Annotated in this window: 4 protein-coding genes; all 4 read left to right on the top strand. The window is 58.4% G+C overall.

Annotation, left to right across the window (positions count from 1 at the left end):
• Positions 1 to 150 precede the first annotated feature (150 nt).
• The 4 genes from argF (at position 151) to DWZ22_RS10615 (ending at position 5,072) form a co-directional block, all read left to right on the top strand.
• Entirely contained in the window at positions 151 to 1,146 is a 996-nt protein-coding gene (gene argF / locus DWZ22_RS09955) for an ornithine carbamoyltransferase (protein WP_006234279.1), read from the top strand.
• A gap of 138 nt (positions 1,147 to 1,284) precedes the next feature.
• A complete protein-coding gene (locus DWZ22_RS09950; protein ID WP_369833992.1) occupies positions 1,285 to 2,772 on the top strand; it encodes a YfcC family protein in 1,488 nt (495 codons plus the stop codon).
• 477 nt (positions 2,773 to 3,249) lie between these two features.
• Entirely contained in the window at positions 3,250 to 4,731 is a 1,482-nt protein-coding gene (locus DWZ22_RS09945; RefSeq protein ID WP_117794763.1) for a DUF1846 domain-containing protein, read from the top strand.
• A 212-nt stretch (positions 4,732 to 4,943) separates the two neighbouring features.
• A complete protein-coding gene (locus DWZ22_RS10615; RefSeq protein WP_255413602.1) occupies positions 4,944 to 5,072 on the top strand; it encodes a hypothetical protein in 129 nt (42 codons plus the stop codon).
• Positions 5,073 to 5,077: the final 5 nt, after the last annotated feature.

The raw sequence follows: 5,077 nt of genomic DNA, 5'->3' as shown, positions 1-5,077 counted from the left end.
GCGCTGCATGAGCATGCCCTTCTGGCGCGAGGACCTCTAAGTCTTTTCGTTTCCGGTGCGGTCTCCCTACAACCGCACCGGTTTTGCCCGTCAAACGGGTAGCATTACGTAAGTAATTAAGGAATTCATTTCTTCGAAAGGAAACGAACCATGGGTGTTAACCTCTCCGGCCGTAGCTTCCTCAAGCTTCTCGACCTCACCACCGAGGAGATCGAGTACCTGCTCAAGCTCTCCAAGAACTTCAAGGACATGAAGCGCGCTGGCGTTCCGCACCGCTATCTCGAGGGCAAGAATATCGTTCTGCTCTTCCAGAAGACCTCCACTCGTACCCGCTGCGCCTTCGAGGTCGGCGGCATGGATCTGGGCATGGGCGTCACCTACCTCGATCCGGGTTCGTCGCAGATGGGCAAGAAGGAGTCCATCGAGGACACTGCCCGCGTTCTCGGCCGCATGTATGACGGTATCGAGTTCCGTGGCTTTGCCCAAGACGACGTCGAGGAGCTCGCTGCTAAGTCCGGCGTGCCCGTGTGGAACGGCCTGACCACTGAGTGGCACCCCACCCAGATGCTCGCCGATATCCTGACCGTCCAGGAGAACTTCAACTACGACATCAAGGGCAAGACCCTCGTCTTCATGGGCGACTGCAAGAACAACGTTGCTCGCTCCCTCATGGTTGTCTGCTCCAAGCTCGGCATGAACTTCGTGGCCTGCGGCCCCGAGGAGTGCATGCCCGCTGACGACGTCATCGAGGCCTGCAAGCCCATCGCCGAGGCCAACGGCTGCACCATCAAGCTGACCACCGACGTCAAGGACGGCGTCACCGGTGCCGACGTCATCTACACCGACGTGTGGGTCTCCATGGGCGAGCCCGACGAGGTCTGGGCCGAGCGCATCGCTCAGCTCACCCCGTATCGTGTCACCTCCGAGGTCATGGCTATGGCCAACCCGGGTGCCATCTTCCTGCACTGCCTGCCCAGCTTCCACGACACCAACACTACGATTGGCGCCGAGAAGTGCGAGCAGTTCGGCATCACCGAGCAGGAGGTCACCGACGAGGTCTTCGAGAGCCCCGCTTCCAAGGTCTTCGACGAGGCCGAGAACCGCATGCACACCATCAAGGCTGTCATGTACGCTACGCTCAAGTAAGAGCATCTAGCATCTCGCTCGGGGTGCATTGCTGCGCACCCCGAGCGCTTTTGTCTGGTAAAAATCTCGCACCGAGCGACATGCACGGCACGGAAGAGCCGCTTTGGGCGAGATCAGTAAATGATTTATGAAGGGGGGATGAGAACTATGACTGAGACCGCTAAGAAAAAGCGCGGTATGCCTTCATCGTTCACCATTCTTCTTGCTCTGCTGGCAATCGTCGCGGTTGTTACCGTTATCGTCTCCGGTACGTCCGGTGGCGAGGTTACCGCTGCCCGCCTGAGCGATTTCTGCACCGCCCCGGTCAAGGGCTTCGCTGACGCTCTGCCCGTCTGCCTCTTCGTTATGATCCTCGGCGGCTTCCTCGGCATGATGACCGAGACCGGCGCCCTGGACAACGGCATTGCCGTTCTGGTGCAGAAGCTTAAGGGCAACGAGATCATGCTCATTCCCGTGCTGATGCTCATCTTCTCCCTCGGTGGTACCACCTATGGTATGTGCGAGGAGACCGTTCCCTTCTACGCCCTGCTCGCCGCTACCATGATGGCTGCTGGCTTCGACCCCATGGTCGGCGCTGCTACCGTCCTGCTCGGCGCTGGCTGCGGCTGCCTGGGCTCCACGGTTAACCCGTTCGCCGTCGGCGCTGCCGTCGACGCTCTGACCGGCGTTGGCATTGAGGTCAACCAGTCCATCATCATCGGCCTCGGTGCCGTCCTGTGGATTGTTACCACTGCCATGTCCATCGTCTTCGTCATGAGCTATGCCAAGAAGGTCAAGGCTGACAAGGGTTCCACCATCCTTTCGATGCAGGAGCTCAAGGACGCCGAAGAGGCTCACGGCAAGGCTGCTTCCGAGGTTAACAAGGAGGTCAAGCTCACCGGTCGTCAGAAGGGTGTTCTGATCGCCTTTGCCTTCACCTTCGTCGTCATGATCGTCGGCTTCATCCCGCTGGCCGACCTCAACGAGGGCGTCGCCAACTTCTTCGATGCTGGCGCTGTCTATGACGCCGACGGTAACGCCATCGTTCAGGGCTGGTCTGCCCTGATCACCGGCCTGCCCATTGGCCAGTGGTACTTCGACGAGGCTTCCACTTGGTTCTTCCTCATGGCTATCCTGATCGGTATCATTGGTGGCCTGTCCGAGAAGCAGATCGTCAACACCTTCATCACCGGCGCTGCCGACATGATGTCCGTTGTCCTCGTCATCGCTCTCGCCCGTGGTATCTCCGTCCTCATGGCTAGCACCGGCCTCGACGTCTACGTCCTCGACGCTGCCGCCAATGCTCTGGCTGGCCTGTCCGGCGTGATCTTCGCTCCCATGAGCTTCCTGGTCTACTTTGGCCTGTCCTTCCTGATCCCCTCGACCTCCGGTATGGCTACTGTCTCCATGCCCATCATGGGACCGCTGGCTGTTAAGCTCGGCTTCTCGCCCGAGGTCATGGTCATGATCTTCTCCGCTGCCATCGGCGTCGTGAACCTGTTCACCCCGACCTCCGGCGCCATCATGGGCGGTCTTGCCCTGGCCAAGATCGAGTGGACGACCTGGCTCAAGTTTGCTCTTAAGCTCATCGTCGCTCTCTCCGTCGTCTGCGCCGTCATCCTGACCATCGCTTGCGTGATGCTCTAAGTACCCCTTGGGTACCCCACGGAAACCATGACGATCCTGTAAAGGATCACCTGGTCATCGTCTGTCCGGTGGGGTAACCCCACCGGTAGACTCCTACCTTTAGCCTCCTCCCGTTCCGTGCGCGGGGGGAGGCGCACTTATGTTGCGCGGTTCTACGAACCGCGCAACCAGTCGACGCTGCGCGCCGTCCAGAACGACAATTTGTCATTCAAAAGGCAAGGCATGACCAAAAGGTCTATGCCTTGCCTTTTTCATGCCAACTTGTTCGTTCTAGGCGGCGCTCGCTGACGTTGCATCTTCCTGCGACGTTTCTATTGTTGGTGCAAGGTGGTGCCGTCCCAAATAGACTACCCGGGTTCCTTACGGTTGCGTGGTGGCGTGTTTGGTTGGTGCCCGTTGTTGGCCTGGCCTTTGGGAAGGGCAGGCTTCGCTATAATCGCGTAGGGACTTAATTGGGAAACGGGACGGGAGCCATACATGCGCCAGGGTTTCGACAATGCGAAGTATATCGAGCTGCAGGCTGCTCATATTAAGGAGCGCATCTCGCAGTTTGGCGGCAAGCTGTATTTGGAGTTTGGCGGCAAGCTGTTCGATGACTATCATGCCAGCCGCGTGCTGCCGGGCTTTGAGCCGGACAGCAAGTTTCGCATGCTCAAGAGCATCGCCGATGACGTCGAGGTCATCATTGCAATCAATGCGAACCATATCGAGAAGAACAAGGCCCGTGGCGACTTGGGTATTACCTATGATGAAGACGTCCTGCGCCTGGTCGATCTGTTCCGAGGGAATGGATTTGCCGTTGCCGCCGTGGTAATCACGCAGTATGCCGGCCAGCCCGCTGCCGATGTCTTCCGCAATCGTCTGAACGCGCTCGGTATTCCCGCCAAGCTGCATTATCCCATCGAGGGCTATCCGCACGATGTCGATCTGATTGTTTCTGACGAAGGCTACGGCAAGAACGAGTTTGTCGAGACCACGCGTCCGCTCGTTGTCGTGACGGCACCCGGCCCTGGCTCGGGCAAGCTTGCCACCTGCCTGTCGCAGCTGTATCACGAGCATAAGCACGGTACCGCCGCTGGCTATGCCAAGTTCGAGACCTTCCCGGTCTGGAATCTTCCTCTGACGCATCCGGTCAATATCGCCTACGAGGCCGCCACGGCAGACCTTGACGATGCCAACATCATCGATTCGTTCCATCTTGAGGCTTACAACAAGACCACGGTCAATTACAACCGTGATGTTGAGGCATTCCCGGTTGTTCGCGCCCTTATGGAAAAGATTCTGGGCGAGAGCCCCTATCAGAGCCCTACGGACATGGGCGTCAACATGGTTGGCTTTGCCATTACCGACGACGATGCCTGCCGTGATGCCTCCAAGATGGAGATCGTGCGCCGCTATTTTGCCGCGGTTGAAAGCGTGCGCCGTACCGGCGTGGGCGACGAACAGGTCGATCGTCTCAAACTCATCATGAAAAAGGCCGGCATCGATAAGAACTATTCGCCGGCGCGCTCGGCTGCCCTCACCAGAGAGCAACTGACGGGCGGTCCCGTGGGCGCCATGGTCATGCCGGACGGTTCTGTTGTGACCGGTAAGACCTCAACGCGCCTGGGTGCCGCGAGCTCGCTGATCATGAACGCCCTCAAGCATGTCTCGGGCGTGGACCTAGAGCTCGAAGTCATCAGCGACGAGGCGATCGAGCCCATCAGCAAGCTCAAGACGCATTTCCTGGGTAGCAAAAACCCTCGCCTCCATACCGACGAGACGCTTATGGCGCTGTCGATCACCTCGGCTACGAGCGAGACTGCCGCCCGTGTCCTTTCGGGCCTGGAGCAGCTCCGCGGCTGCGACGCCTTCTTTAGCGTTATCATCTCGCCGACTGATGAGACGGTGCTGCGCAAGCTGGGCATCAACGTGTGCTGCGAGCCTAAATTCGAGCGTCGTGGATTCTTTCACCGCTAAAACGAGACGATTGGTCTGATTAGGCCGCATGGGGTATATGCCCTATGCGGCTTAATTTATCAACATTGCCTTTATTTGGGTTAAAAATAGCCCGTTTACCTGCCTAAAAGTGATTTGAGCGGTATACAATAACGCTGATGTAACATCCTTTGCGGGATACGCCGGTCGCGCACGGCGCGTTAAATGCTCGTGCTCGGTTTGAGGAGGCTGCTATGGCGGGCAAGGGTCGTGCGAGTGTCAACGATATGAAGCGTGTCGAGGTGCTGGTGTTGATGGAGATCGACCGGCAAACCGAAGACAATGGCGGGCCGTTGTTAGCGCCGGGCGATTTTAGCCGCTAATAGTC

The sequence above is a fragment of the Collinsella sp. AF31-11 genome (assembly GCF_003475605.1).
In the GTDB taxonomy this organism is placed as follows: Bacteria; Actinomycetota; Coriobacteriia; order Coriobacteriales; family Coriobacteriaceae; genus Collinsella.
Note: the sequence above shows the minus strand (reverse complement) of the source record. Positions and strands in the feature narration are given on the sequence as shown.